Source organism: Candidatus Poriferisodalis sp., from assembly GCF_965198245.1.
Classification (GTDB): Bacteria; Actinomycetota; Acidimicrobiia; order Acidimicrobiales; family Poriferisodalaceae; genus Poriferisodalis.
This window is the reverse complement of the sequence record NZ_OZ240249.1, coordinates 2,614,947-2,638,886: the sequence shown is the minus strand read 5'-3', so window position 1 is coordinate 2,638,886 and position 23,940 is coordinate 2,614,947. Positions and strand designations below refer to the sequence as shown.

The window sequence follows — 23,940 nt, the reverse complement described above, 5'->3', positions numbered from 1 at the left end:
GCACTGTGAGGACTCATGGGGAATTTCCAGGGGTTCGCCGTAGAGCTCATCGGTACCCTTGCACCCCGATCGGGACCCCGGCAGCAGTGAGTTTGCAGATCTTCGACACGATGACGCGGCGCAAGACCGCCTTTGTCCCGCGTACGCCGGACGAGGTCTCGATGTATGTCTGCGGTCCGACGGTCTATGACGTGCCACACCTTGGCCATGGCCGCACAGCGCTGACCTACGACATGATGCGGCGCTACCTGTCGTGGGCCGGGTTCGATGTCACGGTCGCATCGAATGTCACCGATATCGACGACAGAATTGTGGAGCGCGCTCAGCGTGAGAATCGCTCAGAGGCCGATGTCGCAACGCAGTTCACGGCGGCATATGACGAGCAGATGGATCGTCTCGGTGTGCTCCGGCCGCATTCGAGGCCTCATGCCACGCACTTCATCTCCCAGATGATCGACGTGATCGCCGCGCTCCGGTCGCTCGGGGCTGCGTATGACATTCCCGGCAAGGGCGTGTACTTCGCCGTGGATTCAGTCTCCGGGTATGGCCAGCTGGCCGGCCGGACCTCCGAGCAACTCGCTGCTGACGCCGGCGCGCGTATCGAAGTCGATCCCGATAAGCGCTCGCCGCTCGACTTTGCGCTCTGGAAGGCCGCCCGACCGGGGGAGCCGCGCTGGGCGACTCCGTGGGGAGAGGGCCGGCCCGGCTGGCATACCGAGTGCGTGGCGATGTCGCTCAGCGCGCTCGGGCCCGGCTTCGACATTCACGGCGGAGGAGACGACCTGGTCTTCCCGCATCACCAGAACGAATGGGCGCAGGTGACTGCTGTTGGCGAGTCGTTCGCTCGTTACTGGGTACACAGCGCAATGGTGAACGTCGGCAGCCAGAAGATGGCGAAATCACTCGGCAACTACACCCAGCTCGCTGACGCCATAGACGCTGCGGGGGCTCGCGCCGTCCGCTTGTTGGTGCTGCAGACCCACTACCGGCGAGCGATGGAGATGGGGTCCGATGCGCTTGCGGCGGCGCGCAGCGCCGTTGGCCGCCTCGATGCGTTCGCGCGCCGAGTCGCGGCTGCAGGCATCGCCCAGGAGGTAGGGGCCACATTGCGACGGCCCGAAATCGAGGCCGGCGCAGCACCCGATCTAGATGTCGAAGCGGCCGCGGCGTTTGCAGCGGCGATGGACGACGATTTCTCCACGCCGACCGCGCTCGATGTGATCTTCCGGCTGGTGCGCCGCGCGAACGCCTCTCTCGATGCCGAACAGCCTCGAGAGGCTGCGCGCTGGGCTCGTACGGCGCTGCATCTGCTCAGCGTCCTCGGTCTCACCTGCGGACACGACGGCGACCGCGTTCGCACCGATGTCGAGCCTTCCGACGCCGAGATCGAGGCATTGCTTGCAGATCGGGCAGCGGCGCGCGCAGCTCGCGACTTCGACACCGCCGACCGCATTCGCACCGACTTGGCCGCTGCGGGCATCGTGGTGTCCGATGGCCCTGACGGCGCGAGCTGGCACCGCAGCTAGGCGCTGAGTTTGCCCAGGTGAGCCGAGCGGCGCCTAGGCGCCGCCTGTGCGATTGAGCCAGTCGTCGATCAGCCAGCCTGCGATCGACATGCCTCCACGCGGGCAGGGAGGCAGATTGTCAGCGGTGTACCAACCGGCTTCGACGATCTCTTCAGGATCAATCTCGATCTCTCCTGCTTGCCATTGGCAAGTGAAGCCGCACATCAATGAGTGCGGGAAGGGCCACGGCTGGCTTCCGAAATAGCGCACGTCGTTCACCGAGATAGCGACTTCTTCGCGTACCTCCCGGAACACGGCATCCTCGAGGCTCTCACCGGGTTCGACGAAGCCCGCAAGTGCGCTGTAGAAGCGTCCGGGGAATTGCCGGCCCCATGCAAGGAGTACCTCGGGGCCACGCTCGACGAGCACGATCATGGCCGGGCTGAGCCTCGGAAACGCCATATGCCCGCACTCGCCGCAGACCTTCGCCCGGTCGGCGGCATTGGTGTTCGTCGGGCTCCCGCAACGTCCGCAATAGCGGTGGGTTCGTTCGAACTCCACGATCTGGGTTGCGCGGCCGGCGATCTGCCAGTGCTCGTCGGGGATGCGGCCGTAGAGCTTTCGCAGCGGAACGGGCTCGAGATCACCCTCGTCCAGCGGCGGTCCGTCAGCGGGATCCATGTCGACTGCCCACACGCCCTGCCCGTCGAGCACTCCCAGGAATGAGGCGCGAGGCGATCCGTCGCCGACTGGTGCCGTCGAGTCGCTGGCCAAGCCGCCTGTGGGATCGGTGAAGACTGTGCCGGATCGGATCGGGATCCACACCCGGGACGTGTTATCGAGATCTTCAGGCGGCTGCGTCAGGACCGTGAACACCAGCCAAGTTGAGCACACGGCGTGCCGAAGCGCCGTGCTACGAGGCCGCGCGGATAGGTGTGCCCGCTGCGGAGGCGGCAGGGCCCTCTGCTCCGGGAATCCAGCAGGCAAAAGATTCGCACCCGCCCGCATTTCTTGGGGCCCGACATCGGGGCTCCGCCAACTTACGGTCAGGCACCGGTTCCAACCTCGCAGAGTTCCCTGCCGCCTCCGCAGCTATGACATCTGTGCCTATCGGCTCATTCTCTACAGGCGCCGGATCACCGTCACCACCTTGCCGTAGATCGTGACCTCGGCGGCGGGGCGGACGATCGGGCGGTGATCGGAATTGGCCGGTTCAAGAACAACTTGATCGTCGGCGCGCCGGTACCGCTTGACAGTGCCCTCCTCGCCATCGATGCCGGCGACAACGATGTCGCCCGATTCGGCATCGGGTTGGTGGCGGGCTACGACATAGTCGCGGTCCCAGATGCCAGCATCAATCATCGAGTCGCCCCGCACTCGCAGCATGAACAATTCACCGCTGCCAGTGAAATCGGCGGGCAATGGCAGCAGTTCTTCGACGTTCTGCTGGGCGAGCACGTCGGTACCGGCGGCGACGTCGCCAATGAGGGGCACATGACGGGTCGGCCGTCGCTCTCCCTTCACGCCCGTCTGCCAGTCGAAGTTGACGATGAGCGCTCTGGGCCGTGACGGGTCGCGCCGGAGCCATCCGTCTGCCTCAAGCGTTCGCAAATGGCGGTGGACGGTTGCAGGCGAGCTGAGGTTGACTGCCTCGCCGATCTCACGCACCGACGGCGGGTAACCGCGCTCGCGCTGTGTCTCGTCTATGAACTCGAGCATGGCGCGCTGGCGCTCTCCGAGATGCGCGACCCGTTGGTCCGCAGCACTAGCTGTCTTCATGGTGATCCTCCTGGGGAAGTACGTCTCGGTGAGCAGTGTCGGGCGAATCCGCTTGGCGAAGCCGCCGAGTTGGCTCACCATCGTCCGTCGAGCCGGAACTCTCGTTCCAAGCACTACACTAGCAACGAATGTTCGATATGGCGCGCATTTGTTCGGGACTTCAGCGCCGGAAGCGGATCCAGCGCACGAAGAGCACACCGTCTTGGGTGATGACGTGCTCCAGCGCGTACTCGCGTGGTCCTGGGGGCGTTGAGCCGCCCACTGGCGCGGTGGCGATGCGTGGGGCCTCGTCTCCCACGGCCAGCGGGGCGTGCGTCAGATTCACTTCGTCTACGAGATCGGCTGCCAGCAAGCTGGCGTTGAGGGCTGGCCCACCTTCGCACAGCACGACGCGGGCTCCCAGCGAGGCGAGGTGCCTCAACGCCGCATGCAAATCCACTGACTCGGTGCCAGCGGGCACGACGTCGGCGCGATCTGCGAGCCGCGCTGCGGCATCAGGGTCAGCGTTTGCAGTTGTCACCACCAGTGGCAACGGTGCGGTCGCCGGATCGGACGGCGACCGGAACAGCGGCAAGTCCGGGTCGACGCTCAGTGAGCCGCTGACCACTGCAATGCGGGCTCCAGATCGCCGCGCGGGGCCATATCGCTCGGCGTTCGCTGTGCGAGCACCGACCAGCACGATGTCGGCTTGCGCGCGCAGGGCGACGAACAACGCCTTGTCGGCCTCGCTCGAGAGTCCCCGCGACAGACCGTCGACCGCGGCGGCACCGTCGATGCTCGCAACCATGTTGAGCATCAGCCACGGACGGTCGGCGTGCGGTGAGCGCCGCGGACCGGCGGCTTGCTCCGCGTCGACGGGTCCCGGAGGCAGCGGGTACAGCCGTTGCACGCGGCGAGTCTGCCACCGTTGGGTCCACCGATCGTCCCGGGCTTCGGCACTCATCCACAGGGGCTGTGGAAAACTTGTTGTCAGAAGCGCCAGATCGGGAGGAAGATGTCTGTGGTGGCCCGACCGGGAGGCCAGCACTATCCCCTGCTCACGGGGCTGTCACGCAATTCCTGCGTGGCGTTTGATGCAGGCACCTCCGTGGGTGGTTGTCCACACCGCTCGCCAGTTGTGCACAGGAATATCCCCATGAAAGCCCCGATGTTGCCCACTTCCATTCCACAGGCAGGCGGCCGTAGGGTGCGCCTGTCTGTGGTGGCCGGAAGGTTCGGCAGCCATGTACCCGCGAATCGATACCGGCTCGCGACACTTGTGCAGGGGGTTGACGGCACGTGGCGATGACCGAGGCGCAGCGAGTGCAGGGGGCAGACCCTGGCCGCCGCCCTGGGGGCGCGCCGATGCGGTTGCGTCGGCATTTCACCGTTGCCGGCACCCACCCTTACAACACCATGCGGTGGGAACGCCTCAACGCCTCCATCACCAACGCGGTCGACGGGTCGGTGGCGTTCTCGCAGCCCGACGTCGAATTTCCTGCCGATTGGAGTCCCACCGCGGTCAACATCGTTGCCCAGAAGTACTTCCGGGGCACCCTCGGCACCCCAGAGCGAGAGCATTCGCTGCGCCAGGTCATCGACCGAGTTGCGGGCACGATCACCCGCTGGGCAGCCAGCGATGGCTATTTCGAATCGCCTGAAGAGGCCACCACCTTCGAGGCGGAGCTGGCGTGGCTGTTGCTGCATCAGCGAGTGGCCTTCAACAGCCCGGTGTGGTTCAACATCGGCGTGCGGGGCGTGCCCCAGCAGGCGTCGGCGTGCTTCATCCTCGCCGTCGACGACGAGATGGAGTCGATCCTGGAGTGGTACGTCACTGAGGGCCGCATCTTCAAGGGCGGTTCGGGAGCCGGCGTGAATCTGTCGGCACTACGGGCCTCGTGCGAGCCCCTGTCGGGCGGTGGGACTGCAAGCGGCCCGGTCAGCTTCATGCGGGGCGCCGACGCGTCAGCGGGGACGATTCGCAGCGGCGGCAAGACCCGTCGCGCAGCCAAGATGGTGCTGCTCGACGCCGACCACCCTGACATTGAGGCGTTCGTGTGGTGTAAGGCACGCGAAGAGCGCAAGGCGCGAGCGTTGTCCGCCGCAGGCTTCGACATGGATCTCGACGGCGTCGATTCGTTCTCGGTGCAGTACCAGAACGCAAACAACTCGGTCCGGCTGTCCGACGAATTCATGGCAGCGGTGGAGGCCGATGCCTCCTGGGAGCTGCGCGCCCGCACGAACGGCGAGGCGACTTCGGTGCTGGGGGCGCGGGACTTGCTTCGCCAGATTGCCCAGGCGGCCTGGGAGTGTGCAGATCCCGGCGTGCAGTTCTCGACCACGATCAACAGCTGGCACACCGCACCGGCTGACGGTCCGATCAGCGCCAGCAATCCGTGCAGTGAGTATGTCCACCTCGACAATTCGGCCTGCAATTTGGCCAGCGTCAACCTGCTGCCCTTCTTCGGGGATCACGCGGGCGCCGCACCTGGCTGCGACTTCGACATCGAGGGCTTTCGCCAAGCAGTGCGAATCACGTTCATTGCTCAGGACGTGCTGGTCAGCCACGCCGACTACCCGACCGAGCTCATCGGCGAGACGTCCCGCCGCTTCCGCCAGCTCGGTCTGGGCTTCACGAATTTGGGGGCGCTGCTGATGGCAGCGGGCGTCCCGTACGACTCGCCGCAAGCGAGGTCGCTCGCAGCGTCGATCACGGCGCTCATGTGCGGGGAGGCCTACGCCACCTCCGCCGATCTGGCTGAACGACTCGGAGCGTTCGGCGGCTACGCACCCAACGCAGAGGCGATGAGTGGTGTGCTACACCGGCATCGCGACGCGCTCGAATCCATCGAGTCCTGCCCAGACCACACCGAGGCCGCCGGCAGCGTTCCCTCAGAGAACGGACTGCCTGCTCTGGTAGCCGAGGTGCGCTCGGCTGCACTCGAGCGATGGGACCGTGCAGTAGATGGTTGCGAGGCTCACGGCGTCAGGAACTCTCAGGCCACCGTCATCGCGCCCACGGGCACGATCTCGTTCATGATGGACTGCGACACCACCGGGATCGAGCCCGACCTGGGCTTGGTGAAGCACAAGAAGCTGGTCGGTGGCGGCGACTTGCGCATCGTGAACTCGACAGTGCCCGTCGCTCTTGGGAGGCTGGGATACTCGCTGCCGGAGATTGCCGATATCGAGGCGCACATCCTCGAAACCGGGCACATCGCCGGTGCGCCGCATCTGTCGGACGCAGACCGCGCCGTGTTCGCCTGCTCGATCGGGGACAACGTGATCTCGCCGCAAGGCCATGTCGCGATGATGGCCGCCTGCCAGCCGTTCGTGTCGGGTGCGATCTCCAAGACCGTGAACCTTCCGGAATCGGCCACCGTGGGCGACATCGAGGCACTCTTGCTCGAGTCGTGGCGGCTCGGCCTCAAAGCGGTGGCGATCTATCGCGATAACTGCAAGGTAAGCCAGCCATTGTCCGTAGGGCCCGCGCACACAGCCGCCGAGGCCCACGCAGCCAACGCTGCAGGGGCGTTGCGGGGAGCGCTGGCACCGCCGCGCAACCGGTTGCCGCGCAGTCGCCAATCGCGCACGTTCTCCTTCCGCGTCACTGACTGTCACGGTTATATGACGGTCGGAGAATACGACGACGGACGGCCAGGGGAAATCTTCCTCATCGTGGCGAAGCAGGGCTCCACGCTGGCCGGGATCATGGACGCATTCGCCATCTCGGTGAGCCATGGACTGCAGTACGGGGTGCCGCTGCGCTCCTATGTCGAGGCATTCACCAACATGCGGTTCGAACCGGCTGGGCTCACCGACGATCCTGAACTTCGGATCGCCACCAGCATCGTCGACTACATCTTCCGCCGCTTGGCGCTCGAGTACCTGTCGTTCGACGAGCGCAGCGAACTGGGGGTGCTCAGCGTCGACGAGCGCACCGATCCGCCATTGCCCGGGCTCGAGAGTGCTTCAGTCGAGAGCGCAATCGGTGCCGAGCCGGCTCCGGATCCTCCGTCGGAACGCTCCGAGACGCGTGGATACCGGGACGCGCCGCTGTGCATGACCTGCGGCGATCGCATGGTGCGCGTCGGGTCATGCTTCGCTTGCCGTTCCTGCGGAGCGACCAGCGGCTGCGGCTGACGGCTAGCCGACCGGCTCTAGGGCACAGCAACCTGACGCGCAGGTGTCAGGTCGTGGACCGAGGCGACCGACCGCGGGCCTGTCGGTTCGGAGCCCAGCGGTCTCTTCGACGAGATCGACGAGCGCCTCGACGAACAGCGGATGAGTGCCGACCGAGCGGGCACGCACCATCGTGATGCCTGCGCGAGCGGCTGTTGCACGTGCCTTGGTGTCGAGGTCGACTAGCACCTCCATGTGGTCTGACACGAATCCGAGCGGCACGACGAGCACGGCGCGGCATCCCTGCGAGCCGAGCTGGGTGAGACGGTCATTGACATCGGGTTCCAGCCACGGAACCTGCGGGGGGCCACTGCGGGACTGGTACACGATCTCGATCTCGCCAGCGAGGCCTGCCAAATCGGCAACGGTCTCGGCGACGTCGCGAAGCTCGGCCTCGTAGTTGCAGGACGCCGCCATCCGGCTCGGCAGGCTGTGCGCGCTGAACAGGGTGTGCACGTCGCTTCGCAGATGCGCTCCGTCAAGCGCCTCGCGAATGCGTTCGGCGACAGCTCCAGCGAACCCGGGATGATTGCCGTAGACCCGAAACCGGGACAGCTGCGGCGCGTTGGGCACGTCGCTTGCGGCTTGCGCAAGATCCTCGTGGTATTGGCGGCAGCCTGAGTACGAGCTGAATGCGGACGTCACCATCACCGCTGCGTGACGGCGACCCTCGGAGACCATCTGGCCGACTGTGTCCCGCAGGTAGGGATGCCAGTTGCGGTTGCCCCAGTAGCACGCCAGCGGGCTGCCTCGTCGAGCCAGCTCTGTCGACACGTCCGCCAACAGCGAGCGGTTCTGCTCATTGATGGGGCTGACGCCGCCGTGGCGGAGGTACTGCATCTCCACCTTGGCAAGACGTTCCGGCGGCACCTCGCGCCCCCGAGTCACGTTCTGAAGGAACGGCATGACGTCGTCGGGGCCTTCAGGTCCGCCGAATGACAGCAGCAGGACCGAATCGATGGCAGCGGGGCCGAGCGTTCCGTACGCGGGAACGTGTACGGGTTCGCCTGAGGGGGGATGAGCGGCTGCCGTTGATATGGGTGGCGGGTGCTGCGTTGCCGCTTGTGGACCAAATGCCGCGGGGCGCGAGCGTGCGAGCCGTTCAGCTGCAATCAGCAGCGGTACGGCAGCGAAGCCCACGAGCATCGCAATGGTAATCGTGGCGTTGTAGCCGCTGGCATCGATCAGCAGGCCGAGTACCGGTGGGCCGATCAACGCCCCGACTCCAGCGGCGGTGTACAGCGCTCCGAGCACGCCGCCGAGCCCGACTGGGCCGAATAACATCGCGGCCACTGCCGGGGACAATGCGATGAAGCCGCCGTAGCTGAGGCCCATGACGATGGCGAACGTGAGCAGCATCCACGGGTTCGCCTCGGAGCCCAGCCACAGCAGATAGCTGAGCGCCATCGTGAAGAACGAGAGCTGATACAGACGCATCAGAGGGACAACGGCCCCGAGCGCCCCCAAACCGAGCCGGCCCACTACCGACGCGCCGCCGATGATGCCCACCAGGGTCGCGCCGCCAGTCCTGCCGAGGCCCGACACGTAGTCGGGCAGGTACACGAAGGGCATAAAGAGGCTCGCGCTCAGGACGAGCACCGACGCGTACAGGAATGTGAACATGAGCACCCGGCCCCGCATCAGTGCGGAGAGACGCGGCAGCTCTGCAGTGTCGGCGTGCATCGGGGGGCGGCGTGCCCCGATTGCCGCCACCAGCATGAGCGCAGTAGCTGCGACCGCCAAGATCCGGTAACTGGATCGCCATCCGTAAGCCTCGACAAGGGCCTCGGCGGTTGGCGATCCCACGAGCGTGCCCACGCCGATGCCGGCAACGGCCACACCCAGCGCAGCAACTCGCCTGCGCTCGAACCACCCGCCGACGACCGCCACCATTGGTACGTAGGCGCAGGCAACGCCGATCCCGACACCGACCCCGTAGGTGAGGTACGCGAGCCAGATGTTGTTCGTCATCGAGGTCAGCCACAGCCCACCCAACATCGCGAACGCGCCGGTGAGCAATACCCGGCGCGGCCCAAAGCGGTCGGCGAGCCTGCCCGTGAAGATCCCCAGCGTGAAGTACGCAAACGTCGTCAGGGAGAAGAGCAGTGCCGTCTGGCTGCGGTCCACGCCGAACTCGGCCCGAACTTCAGCGAAGAAGGCGCCAAAGCTGTAGGCCACGCCGAATACAGCGAACGTTGCGAGCGCAGCCGACAGTGCGACTACCCACCCCGCAGCCGAGTCGAGCCGAGCACCTTGGGCATCAGTGCTCATCGCGACGCCTGAAGTTCTGTGCCCTTCACGCCGTCTTCGGCGACCGGAGAGGAAGTCCTAGCCATGCTGGGTGTGGGCGGCCCTTCGACGCACGGATGCACCGCCGGTGCGGTTACGGCGCGATTGGGCACGTTACTGCCGTACCGTAGGCACCGGCAGAGGCAAACCCCGGAGCGGACCCGGAGCAGCGAAGTGGCCATCCTGAACGTCGCCGTCAATGTCGCGAGCAGTCCCGACGTCATTGAGCGTCCGGACACCCGCGAGACCGAAGGCGACCATGACCGCTTCTCGCATTACGTCAGCAAGGTGGCGCTGACGCGCTCGGCCGTCAGCGGTCGAGAGGTTGTGGCACTGTGCGGCAAGAAGTGGGTGCCCAACCGCGATGGCGAGCGCTACCCGGTGTGCCCGGCGTGCAAGGAGATATATGCGGGTCTGCGGTCCTGAACCGCACAAGTGGCCGATGTGCGTTCTCGGCCGCGGACTAACCTTGGCGATATCGTGACCGCACCATCCGTCGGCACCCCCGATTGCCGTCTTGGCGCCCCGTGTCCATGAACGCTGGGCCGATGAGCGCAGGCGCTTAAGCCCTGTGACCGACACCCAGGTTCGGATTCACGTTCCGGGCAACCACCTCATGGTCGGCGTGCTGGGCCAGCGCGACGAGCACTTGCGGCTCGTCGCGGACCACTTCGCAGATGCCGACATCCATGTGCGCGGCAACGAGATCACCGTGGCGGGCCCGAGCGCAGCGCTCGTCGGGCAGGTATTCGAAGAGATGGTTCACGTCCTCGAGGCCGGCCAACAAATCGAGCCTGAAGTGCTTGACCGCGTCATCGACATGGTCGAAGCCGACGAGAGCCCGAGCGATGTGCTCTCTGCTCCGATCTTGCGCGCTCCCAACGGCAGGGTGGTTCGCGCCAAGAGCGCTGGCCAGAAACGCTACGTGGAAATGATTCGGTCGAACATCGTGACGTTCGCCGTCGGACCCGCCGGCACGGGCAAGACGTGGCTGGCCGTGGCGCTGGCCGTCGACGCGCTGATGTCCAAAGCAGTGCGGCGCATCGTGCTCACCCGGCCCGCGGTGGAGGCGGGTGAGCGACTCGGTTTCCTGCCCGGCGATCTGATGGCCAAGATCGACCCGTACCTGGCGCCCTTGTACGACTCGCTCTACGACATGCTTGATGTGGAAGCCGCCGCCAAGCTTCTCGAGCGCAAGACCATCGACGTTGCGCCGCTGGCGTTCATGCGCGGTCGGACCCTCAACGACAGTTTCATCATCTTGGACGAGGCGCAGAACACCACGCCTGAGCAAATGAAGATGTTCCTGACCCGCATCGGCTTCGGCTCCAAAGTGGTCGTGACGGGCGATCGGACCCAGATCGACGTTCCAGGCGGCAAGAGTGGCCTGATTGACGTGGAGCAAGCGCTGGACGGGATTCCCGGACTTGCCTTTGCTCTCCTCGGCCGGCGCGACATCACCCGGCATCGCATCGTCGGCGACATCGTGGAGGCCTATGACCGACGTGACGCGAAACGCAACGGCAGCGAGTGAGCGAGCCGGGTCGCAGCGCACTGCTGCGAGTTGCGCCGAGCCGGTCGGTGCCTGTGCGGGCTCACCCGGCGAGGGCGGTGTGCTGATTGCAGATCGCCAGAGCGATATCCGACTCGACTCGCAGCGCTATCGAGCGTTGGTGCGCGATGTGCTCGATGCCGAGGGCGTGCCGCCGGGTTCGGAAACCGCTGTGACATTTGTCGGTTCTGAAGAAATGGCACAGCTGAACAAAGCTCACATGGGTCACACCGGACCGACGGATGTGCTGGCGTTCCCGATGGATCTTGTGGCCGGCGCACACGCGTCGAGCGCTCCAGATGCGGGTGATGTTCTGGTCGGCGATGTTCTGGTCGGCGATGTGGTTGTGTGCCCGGCGGTCGCCGCATCGAATGCTGCGGCAGGGGTTGGGTCCCGTCCGGGGCATGATGGCAGCGTCACAGCAGAAATCGATCTCCTGGTCGTGCACGGCGTGCTGCACTTGCTCGGCATGGACCACGTCGAGCCTGCCGCGGCTGCGGTCATGCGCGCCCGTGAGACCGAGCACCTTCGCAGGTTGTGGAGCCGTTCATGAACTGGGTGCTCGGCGCGGTCGCGGCAGCAGTCCTGCTAGCGGCGGCCATGTTCCTGCGATTGATCGAGGCGACCTTCATTCGTCTGGGGCGCGCCCGTGCCTCAGGTCTGGATGAGGCGGACGGAAACAGCGAACGACACAATGGCGACCGCGACAATGGCCACTCGAGCGCCCCTCCGAAGGCGTCGTTGGAACAGCTGGTGGAAGACCGCGAGGTAGTGCTGGGGCCTGTCTCGCTGCTGCGAGTACTGGCGCAGGTGACGCTTGTGGGAGGTGTCACCTGGATCGCCGCAAGCCGGACGGGTGCAGCGGGCATCATCGCCGCGATCGCCGTGACCTCAGCCGCGCTGTTCGTGGTCACCGAGGCGGTGCCCCGCCGTTGGGGAGTCGAGGCGAACGATCGCATGGCGCGGGTGCTCGCGCCGGTCGCACGCGTACTGAGCCGCACCGGGCCGCTCGTGTGGCTGGCCCGACTGCTGGCAGTGCCCGCGAAAGCGCTCGGACCTGCAGCGACGCACGGCGACAGCGGTGAGGTCACCGAGGACGAGTTGGTCGCCCTGGCGTCGGCAGCAGCCCAAGCCAGGCTGATCGAAGACAGCGAGGCCGAGCTGATCGGGCAGATCATGGGACTCGGGGACACGATCGTGCGGGAGGTGATGGTGCCCCGACCCGACATGATCACCGTGAGCATCGGCGACAGCGTCGCCGATGCTCTGGAGAAGGTCATCGCCTCTGGCTTTACCCGGCTGCCCGTGACCGGTGTCAGCGTCGACGATCTCCAAGGCATCGTGCTGGCGAAGGATCTCGTCGCTGCCCACCTGCACGGAATCGGCTCCGACGGAGTGGTGACATGCGCACAGGTGCTGCGCCCCGCCACCTTCGTGCCTGAGACGAAGCGGGTCAGCGACCTGATGCGCGAGATGCAAGAGTCCAAGTCGCACCTGGCCATCGCGGTCGATGAGTACGGCGGCGTGGCGGGACTGGTCACGCTCGAGGACATCATCGAAGAGCTGGTCGGGGAAATCGCCGACGAATTCGACGCCGACGAGGCTCTGGTTCAAGTGCTCGGCGATGATGCGTTCTTGTTCTCCGGGCGGCTGCCGGCGTCGCAACTGGCCGAGGTGTTGGAACTGCGCCTGCCTGAGGGCGACTGGGACACGGTCGGCGGCCTTGTGCTCGACCGCATGGGTCACGTGCCCGAGACGGGTGAGACCACCGAACTCGACGGCTGGTGCCTGTCCGCCCTTGAGGTGGAAGGCAGACGCATCAACCTCGTCGGGGCTCGGCGGGGCGCTGACTCTACGGGTTCTGGGTAGTTCCGGGGCCAGCGATGCGTTCAGGGTTCGTGACACTGGTGGGTCGTCCCAATGCGGGCAAGTCCACCTTGCTGAACTGCCTCGTCGGTGCCAAGGTCAGCATCACCTCCGCCAAGCCACAGACCACGCGACTGCGCGTCATGGGCGTGCGGCATCTGCCAGAGGCCCAGATCGTGTTCGTCGACACGCCTGGCATCGGTAAGCCGGTCACGCCGCTCGGCGAGAAGCTGAACGAGACCGCACGGACTGCGGTAGCCGACCTCGAGCCACCCGATGTGATCTGCATGGTCCTCGACGCCACAGCGCCCTTGGGTCGCGGCGACCGATTGATCTGGGATTCGGTGCCCGCGGACGCCTCCACCGTCATTGCTGTCACCAAGTGCGACCGGGCATCAAGGGCCCAGGTGGCAGCGCAGCTGGCTGCGGCCGCGGAGCTCGATGCCGGCGCCTACTTCCCAGTGTCGGGAAGGACGGGCGAGGGCACCGACGCGTTGCTTGAGCACTTTGCGGCCGGCTTAGGGGAGGGCCCGGCCTATTTCCCTCCTGAGAGCATCACCGATCTGCCCGACGCATGGCGCATTTCCGAGGCCGTGCGCGAGCAGCTGTTGGCACGCTTGGCGGACGAGCTGCCGTACAGCATCGCGGTCCGCGTCACGGAGTGGGAGCCCGACCGCATCCGCTGCGACATCGCCGTGGAACGGTCCTCGCAGAAGGGCATCGTCATCGGACGGGGCGGACGGATGCTGCGAGAGGTGGGCACGGCGGCACGCCGCGAACTCGGTCTCGACGGGGTTTACCTCGAACTGCGGGTACGCGTCGAGTCGGACTGGCAGCGCACTCCCGATGCGGTCGCACGCATGCTCGCGCCAGAGGCGCCTTCGAGTCCGCACCCCTGAGAAGCGCCGGCTCTCAAGGCCGGCTCAGCGGTCGTGGCGTTCCCTGATGGTGTTCAGGAAAGCGAGCGTTTCGGCTCGGTCGATGCTGCGGCGCATCGGCGGCAGGGGGTCGAGCAGCCGCGCCCGGTAGCCGGCAGTCGCGAGTCGGGAGTCCAGCACCGCCACAACGCCGCGATCGACGGTTGTGCGGATGAGCCGGCCCGCGCCCTGGGCCAGCAGATCCGCGGCATTGGGCACGTCGACGGTCATGAATGCGTCGCTGCCTGCCGCTTCGCGCCGGGCCGCCGCGAGCGGTTCGTTGGGACGAGTGAACGGGAGACGATCGATGGCCAGCAGCGACAGGGCCGGCCCGGCGACGTCCACACCCTGCCAAAAGCTCATCGTGCCGCACACGACGGTTGCAGAGTCGTTGCCCAGTGCCTCCAGAAGGGCGGTGTTGGACAGGTCGCCTCCCTGTCGCAGTATTCGGATGTCGCTCAACACCTCCCCGAGCGCGTCCGCAGTGTCGTTGAGTGCGCGCCAGCTCGTGAACAGCGCAAGCGTGCGCCCTCCGACCGCTGAGATCAGCGCGGCTAATTCCTCAGTTGCAGCGGCCCGGTGAGCCTCCTGGGTCGGTGCGGGCAGGTGCTTGGCGCAGTACAGCAGTGCATTGGACCGGTAGTCGAACGGGCTTTGCACTGCGAGGTAGGTGTGGTCGGCGGCTGGCACGCCGAGTCGCTGGACAAAGTGCGGGCCGAGCGTCGCGCTGGTGAGTACACACGCCTGTCGACCCCACAGCCGGCTCGCGAGCAGGTCGCCGACATCGAGCGGGGCGAGCCGAAGCCGTCCCCGCCCTTCCACCAGGATGACAGTGCCCGCGGGAGGGTCAGCGGCGACGCGCAATGCCGTGAGGGATTCAGCCGCCAGCCGAGCGACACGCAGCCGCTCGAGATCGGCACTGTCGGCACTGTCGGCACTGTTGGCAGACCGCAACTCGGCAGCCAATTGCTCAACCCTTCCGTCCGCGACTTCGAGCAAGCTCGCCAGATCGCCCGTGATTGCTCCCAGCCGGGTATCACGCAGCGGCTCGAGTTCGCTCGTCAGGCGTGTCGCCATGTCCGCCACGGCATCTGCCGCCGCGCCGCCTGCTCCCACGCTGCGCGCCTCGGACGCCAGCCGAGCGAAGCCTGCGGGCGTGATCTCCAGGCCGGCAACCTGGGTGACCACTGTCTCGAGCTGGTGTGCTTCGTCAAACACGACGGCGTCGTGGGGACCGAACAGGTACCCGTCGCCGAACAGATCGATGCAATACAGGTGCTGGTTGGTCACCACAATGTCTGCTCGGGCGGATCGGGCTCGTGCTTCTTCTGCGAAGCAGCGATGGCCCTGCGGGCAACGCTCGGCGCCGACGCACTCGGTGCTGTTCACCGACACTGATGACCACACGCGACCATCTGGCGCCACTGCCAGTTCGGACCGGTCGCCGGTGCGCGTCAGGCGGACCCACCGGCCGATCTCGGCGAGCTGTTGACCGCGGCCTATATCGGCGGCAGAGACCGGGCCACCATCAATGTCGAGCTGCTGCTGCGCGTGTTCCTCCCAGCGGTGGCGGCACAGGTAGTTGTTGCGTCCCTTCAGCAGCTCCCAACGAACCGGGCGTCCGAGTCGCTGCGCCAGTCCCGCCGCGACGAGCGGAAGATCCTTGGTGACCAACTGGTCCTGCAGTGCCAGCGTGGCTGTGGCGATGACGACGCGACGGCCGCTGGCAGCCGCGAGCGCTGCCGGCACGAGGTAGGCGAGCGACTTGCCCACGCCGGTGCCCGCCTGGCACAACAGCGTGCCCCCATCGTTGATGGCCGTTACTACCGCAGCCGCCATCTCGGCTTGGCCCGGACGCTGCTCGCCGTCGTGGCCGAGTGCCGAGATCGCATCGTCGAGGGCCGCAGCGGCGTCGTAGGCGTCGGCTACAGGATCGAGGTCCCGTGGCTCGTCGGACATCGGCCTCCCGTCAGTCGGTTGCGGTAACGGTACGAGACGACCGGTTCTTCGATGCGAGGCATTTCCCGATGGGCGTGGTGATCCGCGGCGACCGGGGTTCTACCCTGCGCAGTGTGAACCGAGGTGCGGGAATTGATCTGTCGCGCCTGCCGACTCACGTGGCCTGTGTGATGGACGGCAACGGACGCTGGGCGCAAGCGCGTGGGCTGCCGCGAACTGAAGGTCATTCAGCGGGTGAAGAGGCCCTGATCGACACGGTCGAGGGCGCGGCCGACATCGGTTTGAAGTGGCTCACCGTGTATGCGTTCAGCACGGAGAACTGGCGTCGCCCGCCATCAGAGGTGCGCTTTCTCATGGGCTTCAACGAGTCGCTGCTGGTACGGCGCAGCCAGGAGCTGCACGAGCGGAACGTACGGATCCGCTTCGTCGGCCGGCGCGACACCCGCGTGCCCAAGCGTGTGCAGGCTCGTATTGAGGAGGCCGTCGAGCTCACGGCGGCAAACACCGGTCTCACGTTCACGGTCGCGTTCAACTACGGAGGGCGCGCCGAGATCGCCGACGCTGCCGCGGCCCTCGTGCGCGCCGGCGTGGGTGCAGATGACGTGGACGAAGCGTCGCTGGCGAAGCACCTCTACGACGCGCAGATGCCCGACGTGGACCTCATGATCCGAACCTCGGGCGAGAACCGCGTGTCGAACTTCTTGTTGTGGCAGATGGCATACAGCGAGCTGGTGTTCACTGACACTCTCTGGCCGGACTTCCGCCGGGATGACCTGTTCGATGCCATCTGCGTCTACCAAGCGCGGGATCGGCGGTTCGGCGGCCTGAACCGCTAGAGCCACACCGAGTCAGAACAACACTGGGCCCGAGCCACACTGAGGGGATGCTGCGCAGACGCCGCAGCAGTACTCAGCCGAGACAGCGAGGGGGATGTCCCCGCAGATGCAGTACCGGGACCGGGGAGTGGTGCTCCGCACCATCAAGCTCGGCGAGGCCGATCGGATCATCACGATCATCACCTCGGGGCACGGCAAGGTGCGCGCTGTGGCGAAGGGTGCTCGGCGAACCCGCAGCCGCCTTGCAGGGCATGTCGAGCCGCTGCGCCACGTCGACCTGCAGCTGTATCGGGGCCGGGGCGAACTCGACATCGTCACCGGCGCCGAAACCCTGGACCGGTGGCCCGGGCTTCGCGAGGATCTCGACCGGTTGGGCACCGCTATGACCCTCGCCGAGGCAGTGGACCAGTCAGTTCATGACCGGGGCGATGATCCGGTGCCGTACCAGATGCTGGTGGGGGCGCTGCGCCGCTTGGATCTTGTGAGTTCCGAGATGCTGCTGCCGGCATTCCTGCTGCGCCTGCTGGCCCACGAGGGCACGGCGCCGCTGCTCGACGAATGCGTCGTGGGAGGCGGTTGCGACGACGCGGCCATCGTCGCGTTCGACCCGGCGCAGGGCGGTGTCACATGCGAGACCCACCGGCGTGGGCGCCCCCTGGGGCCAGGGGCGCTCGGTTTGTTGCGGTCGATCATCGCCGGACAGGTGAACTCGGTGCTCGATGCGCCGCGCTCGGCGGACACCCAGGAGGCCGCAGCGGTCGTCACGAGCATGTGGGAGTACCACATGGATAGACGGCTCAGGAGCGCTGACCTGTTGGGCCGTTGACCGCGCGCTAGCGGAAGATGCGGTTGCCGCCCTGGGGGTTCTCGGCGCTCTCGTGGAGACGCTTGAAGCGCTTCTCGGCCCGAGTGTCGGCGGTGGTGCGCCACCAGGTCCTGCCGCGCCACACCGCTCCGGCCAGGGCGAGCAACCCCAGGACAACCTGTGTGCGGGCCAGCGCACCGCACAGCGGATGCTGGCTCTGCGGAGCGATGTATCGCTGGCCGGTCGTGCGTGCGGTCACGTGCGCGTCCGCTACGGCCTCACGCACCTCATCGAGGTTCACGTCGGGTGGAGCCAGACTCGCAAGCGGCATCGAGCAGGTCCACTCGACTTCGCCTTCACGGATGCCCTCGTAGGGACCACCGAATACGGGCATCGGCATGAGCAACGCCACCACGCCGAGGAATCCGCACAAGAAGACCACGGTGGTGTCGCGCAGCCGCATGGCGTCGAGCCTAATGAGGGCCAAGCCGTATCTGAGAACACTGAAACTCCCGGAACCCCGAAATTCTCCCGAAGCTCGCCGAGCCCATCGGTACCCTTGCCGCCCGTGACCCAGACGCCAGACACCGATCCTGATCCTGGGCCGGCTCCCGATCCTGCGCTGTTCGACAAGATCGTCAATCTCGCCAAGCGCCGGGGCATCGTCTTCGGCTCAGCGGAGATCTACGGCGGATTCCGCAGCGCCTACGACTACGGCCCCATCGGCGCCCAGCTGCTGCGCAACGTCAAGGACGCGTGGTGGCGCGTAATGGTGCAGTTGCGCACCGACGTCGTGGGTCTCGACGCCTCGATCCTGGGTCCCCCTGCGGTGTGGGAGGCCTCGGGCCACCTGACGAACTTCACGGATCCCCTGGTCGACTGCACGAGCTGCAAGACCCGCCACCGCGAAGACCAGCTGGCCGATCCGCACCAGTGCCCCAACTGCGGCGAGCGCGACACCTTCACCGAGGCGCGTGCGTTCAATCTGATGTTCCGCACCCAGGCGGGGCCAGTCGAAGGTGCGGGCACCGAGGTGTATCTGCGGCCCGAGACGGCCCAAGGCACGTTCGTGAACTTCAAGAACATCCTCGAGACCAGCCGCAAACGGCCCCCGTTCGGCATCGCGCAGGTAGGGAAGTCGTTCCGCAACGAGATCACACCGGGCAACTTCGTGTTCCGCACCCGCGAGTTCGAGCAGATGGAACTGGAGTTCTTTGTCCCGCCCGCGGATGCTCAGCAGTGGTACGAGTACTGGCTCTCCGCGCGACTCGAGTGGTACTTGGATATGGGGATACCGGCAAGCCAACTGCGCCTTCGCCCCCATGATGCAGATGAGCTCAGCCACTACTCGAGCGGCACCAGCGACGTCGAATACCTGTTCCCGTGGGGCTGGGGCGAACTCGAGGGCGTGGCGAACCGCGGCGATTATGACCTGCGCCAGCACGCTGAGCACTCTGGCCAGAAGCTGGAGTACTTCGATCAAGCCAGCGGCGAGCGCTACATCCCGCATGTCATCGAGCCCGCAGCCGGGGCGACGCGTGCGCTGATGGCGTTCCTGCTGGCTGCGTACCGGGAAGAGACCGTCAACGACGATCTGCGAACGGTGCTGGGACTGCACCCGCGACTGGCGCCCTACAAGGTGGCGGTTCTGCCGCTGTCGCGCAAGGAGCCGCTGACGGCTCTCGCGGCGGATGTGCTTGCGCTCTGCCAGCCGCATTGGATGTGCGATTACGACGAGACCCAGGCCATCGGCCGTCGCTATCGCCGCCAAGATGAGATCGGCACCCCGTTTTGCGTCACCGTCGACTTCGAGTCCATCGACGATCGATGCGTGACTGTGCGTGACCGCGACACGATGAGCCAGGACCGGGTGCCGATCGATTCGCTAGTAGACCATCTCATGGGCCGCTTGGATCTCTAGCGGCACGGGACCGCGGCGAGCGTGTGCTCTCGGGGGTGGCAGTGGCAGATTCTGGGGCGGAACTGAGCAGTCGCCAGCAGCAGGCCGTCGCCGAGCTCAGCGTCGACGATCTGACGGCTGTCTTGCACCCGTCGTTTGCCGACGATGCCCCGATGCTGCTCACAACGGGCTTGGCTGCGTCGCCGGGCGCAGCTACAGGACTCGTGGCTGTCGGATCGCAGGCCGCGCTGGATCTCGTGTCCGCAGGCAGCACGGTCATCTTGGTCGCCACCGAGACGACGCCTGCCGATGTCGCAGCCATGGGTTTGTCTGCGGGGATTCTCACCGCACGAGGCGGCCTTGCGAGCCACGCTGCGGTTGTCGCCCGCGGCTGGGGGATTCCGGCCGTGTGCGACGCCCGAGCGATCTCGGTGCAAGACAGTGCGTTCGTCGTCGGTGGGCGACGCATCGCCAACGGCACGCCGATCTCCATCGACGGGTCGACCGGGGAGGTGACGCTCGGAGACCGTGAGATCTCCCGGTCCTGGGCAGGCCCGATCCTGCCGGCCCCCTTCGCCGAGGTGCTCGACTGGGCCGATCGCATCATGGCCGGCCGGTTCGCCGTGCTCGCCAACGCCGATGCCGGCGCCGACGCTGCTGCTGCGCGGACGCTCGGCGCCCGGGGGATCGGGCTGTGCCGCACCGAGCACATGTTCCTGGAAGCCGACCGGCTGGAGATTGTGCAGCGGGTAATCCTGGAGGACGCCGAGGAACACCTCGACGACCTCGCCGCAGCGCAGCGCGCAGATTTTCTTGAATTGCTCGCGGCCATGGACGGACTCCCTGTCGCGGTGCGGCTGCTTGATGCGCCGATGCACGAATTCCTGGCCGGTGCGGATCAGGCGGCGGCCGCCGAGTGGCACGAGCACAACCCGATGCTCGGCGTGCGCGGCGTGCGACTGGGCCTGCTTCGCCCCGAGCTGTACGCAACACAGGTCCGAGCGCTCGCCGCAGCAGTGGCAGACCATCGCGCTGCGGGCGGCGATCCGCGCGTCGAGATCATGGTGCCGCTCGTGTCCGCTGCAGGTGAATTGGCGGCTGCGGTGCGTGCGGTGCGCTCGGCGTGGGATGGGCAACAAGCCGGCCCAGTGCCGCCTATCGGGACCATGATCGAGACGCCTCGTGCGTGCCTCATTGCAGGAGAACTGGCCGCTGAAGTGGCATTCGCGAGTTTTGGCACCAACGACCTCACCCAGATGGTGTTCGGCTTCAGCCGGGACGACACAGCGACGCGAGTCATCGGGCCCTACGTTTCCGAAGGCCTGCTCGACGCAGATCCCTTTGCCTCGCTCGACCGCGCCGGCGTCGGGGCGCTTGTGCACGGGGCATTGCAGCGCGGCCGGGCTGCCAATCCGCAGCTGCGCGTCGGCATCTGCGGGGAACACGGCGGCGACCCGGCCAGCATCAGCTTCGCGGTGCAAGCCGGGCTGGACTACGTGTCGTGCTCGCCATACCGAGTGCCTGTCGCACGGCTCGCCGCTGCTCAGGCCCTTCTGGCAGCGCCCGTCTAGACGGCCAAATCAGTGACGACAATCCCCGCGTATGGCTTCATGCCGAGGGCGCCGAAAAATGTCGCGCGCCAGACTCACGCTTGTGCCAAGGTGGGCATGTCGGCCGGTGCCTTCCGAGGAGTTGCCCATGCCTTCTCAAGCATTGTCGAATCACCATGCTTACAAGCGCCTCCACCGTGAGCAGATGGAGGCCGAGCACCTCGGCGAGATCGCCCTCCTGCACGACGGCGACGTAGTCGGTGTCTACAGCGACAGAGAATCCGCGTACTCCGTCGGCGTGACCAAGTACGGGTTTGGCGCGTTCTCGTTCGAAGAGATCGGCGCACAGCCCTTGTTCGTAAGCCTCCCTACGGTGGGCCAGGAGCGTTGAATGAACTGACGGTGCCTGTTCGGAATCGTCAGGTTCTAGTCGAGGCGCTTGTCGCAGTCACACCTGAGGCCCCGGCGTACCGATTCCTCGGGCTGGTTGACACAGGAAGCCAGAGATCGGCTGTGTCTGAACGCGTCGTCCATTCGATGGGGCGTGTCGCAGGCAGTTACTAACGTCGGCGGCAGATGAGTATTCGGGATTCCGATGTGCAGCGCGTGCGCGAGGCCACCGATCTCGTCGCGCTCATCGGCCGCAGGGTAGGTCTCAAGCGAGTCGGCAGCCGCCACGTAGGGCTGTGTCCCTTTCATCCTGAGAAGACGCCGTCGCTCAGCGTCGACCCGGTCAAGGGCTTCTATCACTGCTTTGGCTGCAAAGCCTCCGGCGATGCCATCACGTTCGTGCGCGAGACCGAGCACCTGGACTTCTCCGACGCTGTTGAGCAACTGGCGGCGGCAGCGAACATCACGCTCACCTACGACGCGCCCGGCGCGCAACGCGCGAGCCAACGCCGCAAAGAGCTCATGGGCCTGTTGGAGGCAGCAGCTCGCTTCTATCACGAGCGCCTGCTAAGCGGTGCCGATGCTGGCGCGGCGCGCGCGTACCTGCGGCGGCGGGGGTATGACCGGGACACGGTGGTGAAGTGGCGCCTGGGATACGCACCGCCGTTGTGGGATGCGCTGTGCCAGCACCTGGGTGCCCCTGCGCCCCAGTTGGTGGCGGCCGGGCTGGCGTATGCGGACTCACGGCGCGCGAGCCGTGCGAGTCGCAGTAACAGCATCTCAACGAACGACGGAGCAGGCAGGGCCGATCGCGTCCATGAGACCAACGCGACCGACCAGGCCGCCAAGCCCGACCAGGCTGGCGAGGCCGACCAGGCCGGCGAGTCAACCACGATCAATGAGGCCGACCAAGACAATCCTGGTGAGGAGATCCAGGCATCGGATTTCTTCCGGGACCGCGTCATGTTCCCGATCTGCGACGCGAGCGGCAGGGTGGTCAGCTTCGCCGGTCGCATCCTTCCCCGGTCCGGCGAGCCGCCGCCGAGGGGACCGAAGTACAAGAACACCGCCGGCACAGCGGTCTATGACAAGAGCAAGGTGCTGTACGGGCTGCATCTGGCCAAACAGGCGGCACGCACGGCGGAGCGCATCGTGGTGTGCGAGGGCCATACCGATGTCATCGGCTGCGACCTGTCGGGCATCTCTGAGGCGGTCGCCACCTGCGGCACGGCGCTGACCGAGCAGCACGCTGAACTGCTCTCGCGCTCGGCCAAGCGCATCGTGCTGGCCTTCGACGCCGACGCCGCAGGCCAGGCGGCGACCGAGCGGGTGCACCAATGGGAGCGCAAGTACGGACTCGACGTGTTCGTTGCAGCATTCCCATCGGGCGCTGATCCGGGAGACCTCGCAGCAAGCAACCCGCCCGCGTTGCGCAAGGCCTTGAGCGAGGCACAGCCGCTGCACGCATTCCGGGCAGAGCGCATCCTGCACCGCGCCGAACTCGACAGTCCCGGCGGGCGCGACCGAGCCGCTGATGAGGCGGCAGAGGTGCTGGCCGTGTATCCAGACGACGTACTTCGTGAGACCGACCTTGAACCTATTGCCAGCCGCATTCCCATGGCCGTTGAGAGTCTGCGCCGACGCATCACGGAGGCTCGTAGTCGCTTTGCCGATCGTCCGGAGTTCGCCCGCCCCGACCTTGTCGAGGTTCCGCCGCCGCCCGATCCTGGTGATGACTACTTCGAAGACACGTACGGGGAAGACTGGGAGTCGACGCACGAATCCAGCGCCGAGAACGCGGCATCACCACTTGCTCGCCGAGTACAAGTGCGAATCGATCAAGTGAACCGATATCGGGCACAGCGGGAACGGCAGTTGCTAGAAGCCGCAATGGCCCCTGAAGGTGACGCGATATCCCTCATCAGTCCGGAGTTGTTCGTAAGCGACGCTGCACGGGCGGCGTTCTCACGCATCGCTGACGATCAGAGTTCCGACAAGCGAGCGGCGATATCCGACGCCCTGGTGGTGGTGGACGGCGCGCCCGAATCGCCTGATGATCCCGATGACAGCGTGCGCACTCTCTTGGAGGCAGCCGCAGCCGGCGGGGAGAAGTTGTCATCGGCGGTGGCGCTAGGGCGTGTGGCCGACGAGCTGCGCCACTTTGTCGCCGACACAATTCGTCAAATCGGTGCAGGCGCCGATGTTCCTTTCGCCGAGCTCGCACCGGATGTGTCAGATACTGAGCGGTATCACCACCGCCGCGGTTGGCTTCGCTGGCTCCGCGAACGCGAAATCGAGTTGCGCGACGCTCGGCAGCAGGTTGGCGCAGCACCAGTCGTCGCGAAGTGGATCCGAGGGGGATTCGAGGCAGCGGCAACGGGCCCGACCGAGGTGTCGCCAGACGCATGAATTCCCGGTCCACTTGAGCGGT

19 protein-coding genes are annotated in these 23,940 nt (G+C 66.3%); 13 read left to right on the top strand and 6 right to left on the bottom strand.

What is annotated here, in order from left to right; all coding sequences use genetic code 11:
- Positions 1-86: 86 nt before the first annotated feature.
- Complete coding sequence (cysS, locus tag ACOCMM_RS11825; protein ID WP_419553345.1) at positions 87-1,526, top strand: cysteine--tRNA ligase; 1,440 nt, start codon at positions 87-89, stop codon at positions 1,524-1,526.
- Between the two features lie 33 nt (positions 1,527-1,559).
- Here cysS and nudC read toward each other — a convergent pair whose 3' ends face one another.
- The 3 genes from nudC to ACOCMM_RS11810 form a co-directional block, all read right to left on the bottom strand.
- Positions 1,560-2,381, bottom strand: a complete 822-nt coding sequence (nudC, locus tag ACOCMM_RS11820) for an NAD(+) diphosphatase (protein ID WP_419553344.1) — start codon at positions 2,379-2,381, stop codon at positions 1,560-1,562.
- Between the two features lie 246 nt (positions 2,382-2,627).
- The gene (gene lexA / locus ACOCMM_RS11815) at positions 2,628-3,365 is read right to left on the bottom strand and encodes a transcriptional repressor LexA (protein ID WP_419553343.1); all 738 of its coding nucleotides are present in this window, start codon (positions 3,363-3,365) and stop codon (positions 2,628-2,630) included.
- A gap of 79 nt (positions 3,366-3,444) precedes the next feature.
- Positions 3,445-4,173, bottom strand: a complete 729-nt coding sequence (locus ACOCMM_RS11810) for a dihydrofolate reductase family protein (RefSeq protein WP_419553342.1) — start codon at positions 4,171-4,173, stop codon at positions 3,445-3,447.
- A gap of 395 nt (positions 4,174-4,568) precedes the next feature.
- On the opposite strand from ACOCMM_RS11810, the gene ACOCMM_RS11805 reads away from it, so the two are divergent.
- Entirely contained in the window at positions 4,569-7,406 is a 2,838-nt protein-coding gene (locus tag ACOCMM_RS11805; protein WP_419554872.1) for a vitamin B12-dependent ribonucleotide reductase, read from the top strand.
- A gap of 3 nt (positions 7,407-7,409) precedes the next feature.
- On the opposite strand, the gene hemH is transcribed toward ACOCMM_RS11805, so the two are convergent.
- The gene (hemH, locus tag ACOCMM_RS11800; protein ID WP_419553341.1) at positions 7,410-9,716 is read right to left on the bottom strand and encodes a ferrochelatase; all 2,307 of its coding nucleotides are present in this window, start codon (positions 9,714-9,716) and stop codon (positions 7,410-7,412) included.
- Between the two features lie 192 nt (positions 9,717-9,908).
- Between hemH and ACOCMM_RS11795 the strand changes: the two genes are divergently transcribed.
- From ACOCMM_RS11795 to era, 5 genes are all read left to right on the top strand, one after another.
- The gene (locus ACOCMM_RS11795; protein ID WP_419553340.1) at positions 9,909-10,160 is read left to right on the top strand and encodes a DUF3039 domain-containing protein; all 252 of its coding nucleotides are present in this window, start codon (positions 9,909-9,911) and stop codon (positions 10,158-10,160) included.
- Positions 10,161-10,305: 145 nt separating this feature from the next.
- Positions 10,306-11,268, top strand: coding sequence for a PhoH family protein (locus ACOCMM_RS11790; RefSeq protein WP_419553339.1), 963 nt, complete (start codon positions 10,306-10,308; stop codon positions 11,266-11,268).
- A complete protein-coding gene (ybeY, locus tag ACOCMM_RS11785; protein WP_419553338.1) occupies positions 11,231-11,839 on the top strand; it encodes an rRNA maturation RNase YbeY in 609 nt (202 codons plus the stop codon). The genes ACOCMM_RS11790 and ybeY overlap by 38 nt, the downstream gene beginning before the upstream one ends.
- The gene (locus ACOCMM_RS11780; protein WP_419553337.1) at positions 11,836-13,155 is read left to right on the top strand and encodes a hemolysin family protein; all 1,320 of its coding nucleotides are present in this window, start codon (positions 11,836-11,838) and stop codon (positions 13,153-13,155) included. The genes ybeY and ACOCMM_RS11780 overlap by 4 nt, the downstream gene beginning before the upstream one ends.
- Positions 13,156-13,169: 14 nt before the next feature.
- Complete coding sequence (era, locus tag ACOCMM_RS11775) at positions 13,170-14,051, top strand: GTPase Era (protein ID WP_419553336.1); 882 nt, start codon at positions 13,170-13,172, stop codon at positions 14,049-14,051.
- A gap of 24 nt (positions 14,052-14,075) precedes the next feature.
- Here the strand turns inward: era and ACOCMM_RS11770 are convergent, their stop codons facing one another.
- The gene (locus ACOCMM_RS11770; RefSeq protein WP_419553335.1) at positions 14,076-16,028 is read right to left on the bottom strand and encodes an ATP-dependent DNA helicase; all 1,953 of its coding nucleotides are present in this window, start codon (positions 16,026-16,028) and stop codon (positions 14,076-14,078) included.
- Between the two features lie 113 nt (positions 16,029-16,141).
- On the opposite strand from ACOCMM_RS11770, the gene uppS reads away from it, so the two are divergent.
- On the top strand, positions 16,142-16,864 hold the full coding sequence (gene uppS / locus ACOCMM_RS11765) for a polyprenyl diphosphate synthase (RefSeq protein WP_419553334.1): 723 nt from the start codon (positions 16,142-16,144) through the stop codon (positions 16,862-16,864).
- A 94-nt stretch (positions 16,865-16,958) separates the two neighbouring features.
- Complete coding sequence (gene recO, locus ACOCMM_RS11760; protein WP_419553333.1) at positions 16,959-17,690, top strand: DNA repair protein RecO; 732 nt, start codon at positions 16,959-16,961, stop codon at positions 17,688-17,690.
- 7 nt (positions 17,691-17,697) lie between these two features.
- On the opposite strand, the gene ACOCMM_RS11755 is transcribed toward recO, so the two are convergent.
- Complete coding sequence (locus ACOCMM_RS11755) at positions 17,698-18,132, bottom strand: hypothetical protein (protein ID WP_419553332.1); 435 nt, start codon at positions 18,130-18,132, stop codon at positions 17,698-17,700.
- A gap of 105 nt (positions 18,133-18,237) precedes the next feature.
- Here ACOCMM_RS11755 and ACOCMM_RS11750 point away from each other — a divergent pair, with 105 nt between their 5' ends.
- The 4 genes from ACOCMM_RS11750 (at position 18,238) to ACOCMM_RS11735 (ending at position 23,918) form a co-directional block, all read left to right on the top strand.
- Positions 18,238-19,590, top strand: a complete 1,353-nt coding sequence (locus ACOCMM_RS11750) for a glycine--tRNA ligase (RefSeq protein WP_419553331.1) — start codon at positions 18,238-18,240, stop codon at positions 19,588-19,590.
- Positions 19,591-19,631: 41 nt separating this feature from the next.
- The gene (locus tag ACOCMM_RS11745; RefSeq protein WP_419553330.1) at positions 19,632-21,140 is read left to right on the top strand and encodes a putative PEP-binding protein; all 1,509 of its coding nucleotides are present in this window, start codon (positions 19,632-19,634) and stop codon (positions 21,138-21,140) included.
- Between the two features lie 127 nt (positions 21,141-21,267).
- Positions 21,268-21,510 carry a hypothetical protein gene (locus ACOCMM_RS11740; protein ID WP_419553329.1) on the top strand — a complete coding sequence of 81 codons (243 nt, stop codon included), beginning with the start codon at positions 21,268-21,270 and terminating at the stop codon, positions 21,508-21,510.
- A 185-nt stretch (positions 21,511-21,695) separates the two neighbouring features.
- Positions 21,696-23,918, top strand: coding sequence for a DNA primase (locus ACOCMM_RS11735; protein WP_419553328.1), 2,223 nt, complete (start codon positions 21,696-21,698; stop codon positions 23,916-23,918).
- Positions 23,919-23,940 lie beyond the last annotated feature (22 nt).

Coding starts and splice junctions, on each gene's coding strand:
- lexA (WP_419553343.1), bottom strand. CDS start 3,365: ATGGTGAGCCAACTCGGCGGCTTCGCCAAGCGGATTCGCCCGACACTG.
- ACOCMM_RS11805 (WP_419554872.1), top strand. CDS start 4,569: ATGACCGAGGCGCAGCGAGTGCAGGGGGCAGACCCTGGCCGCCGCCCT.
- hemH (WP_419553341.1), bottom strand. CDS start 9,716: ATGAGCACTGATGCCCAAGGTGCTCGGCTCGACTCGGCTGCGGGGTGG.
- ybeY (WP_419553338.1), top strand. CDS start 11,231: ATGACCGACGTGACGCGAAACGCAACGGCAGCGAGTGAGCGAGCCGGG.
- ACOCMM_RS11780 (WP_419553337.1), top strand. CDS start 11,836: ATGAACTGGGTGCTCGGCGCGGTCGCGGCAGCAGTCCTGCTAGCGGCG.
- era (WP_419553336.1), top strand. CDS start 13,170: ATGCGTTCAGGGTTCGTGACACTGGTGGGTCGTCCCAATGCGGGCAAG.
- ACOCMM_RS11770 (WP_419553335.1), bottom strand. CDS start 16,028: ATGTCCGACGAGCCACGGGACCTCGATCCTGTAGCCGACGCCTACGAC.
- recO (WP_419553333.1), top strand. CDS start 16,959: ATGTCCCCGCAGATGCAGTACCGGGACCGGGGAGTGGTGCTCCGCACC.
- ACOCMM_RS11755 (WP_419553332.1), bottom strand. CDS start 18,132: ATGCGGCTGCGCGACACCACCGTGGTCTTCTTGTGCGGATTCCTCGGC.
- ACOCMM_RS11740 (WP_419553329.1), top strand. CDS start 21,268: ATGCCTTCTCAAGCATTGTCGAATCACCATGCTTACAAGCGCCTCCAC.
- ACOCMM_RS11735 (WP_419553328.1), top strand. CDS start 21,696: ATGAGTATTCGGGATTCCGATGTGCAGCGCGTGCGCGAGGCCACCGAT.